Genomic DNA, 847 nt, shown 5'->3' with positions numbered 1-847 from the left:
TCTTCCGTGAGGTGGCGGGGGAGTTCGAGCGGCCGGTGATCCTGTTCTCCGGTGGCAAGGACTCGATCGTCATGCTGCACCTGGCACTGAAGGCGTTCGCGCCGGCCGCGATCCCCTTCTCGCTGCTGCATGTGGACACCGGACACAACTTCCCCGAGGTCCTCGAGTACCGCGACCGTGTGGTGGCCGCACATGGACTGCGCCTCCACGTGGCCTCCGTCCAGGACTACATCGACCGCGGTGTGCTCAAGGAACGTGCCGACGGCACCCGCAACCCGCTGCAGACCCTCCCCCTGACCGAGAAGATCCAGTCGGAGAAGTTCGACGCCGTCTTCGGCGGCGGCCGGCGCGACGAGGAGAAGGCCCGCGCCAAGGAACGCGTCTTCTCCCTGCGGGACGAGTTCTCCCAGTGGGACCCGCGCCGCCAGCGCCCCGAACTGTGGAACCTGTACAACGGCCGGCACGCCCCCGGCGAGCACGTCCGCGTCTTCCCCCTGTCCAACTGGACCGAGCTGGACGTCTGGCAGTACATCGACCGCGAGGGCATCGAGCTGCCGCAGATCTACTTCGCACACGAACGCGAGGTGTTCCGGCGCAACGGCATGTGGCTGACCGCCGGCGACTGGGGCGGCCCCAAGGACGGCGAGACCGTCGAGAAGCGCCGGGTGCGCTACCGCACCGTCGGTGACATGTCCTGCACCGGCGCCGTCGACTCCGAGGCGACCACGCTGGACGCCGTGATCACCGAGATCGCCGCCTCCCGGCTCACCGAACGCGGTGCGACCCGCGCCGACGACAAGCTGTCCGAGGCCGCCATGGAAGACCGCAAGCGCGAGGGGTACTTCTA

1 protein-coding gene is annotated in these 847 nt (G+C 68.6%); it reads left to right on the top strand.

The genetic code is table 11. The annotated features are described in order from the left end of the window. On the top strand, positions 1-847 hold an 847-nt coding region (cysD, locus tag JK359_RS38515; RefSeq protein ID WP_201844391.1), incomplete at both ends, for a sulfate adenylyltransferase subunit CysD.

It is taken from the genome of Streptomyces actinomycinicus, assembly GCF_016741775.1.
Taxonomy (GTDB): Bacteria; Actinomycetota; Actinomycetes; order Streptomycetales; family Streptomycetaceae; genus Streptomyces; species Streptomyces actinomycinicus.
The sequence above is the reverse complement of the archived record's forward strand: the minus strand, read 5'-3'. Positions and strand labels throughout refer to the sequence as shown.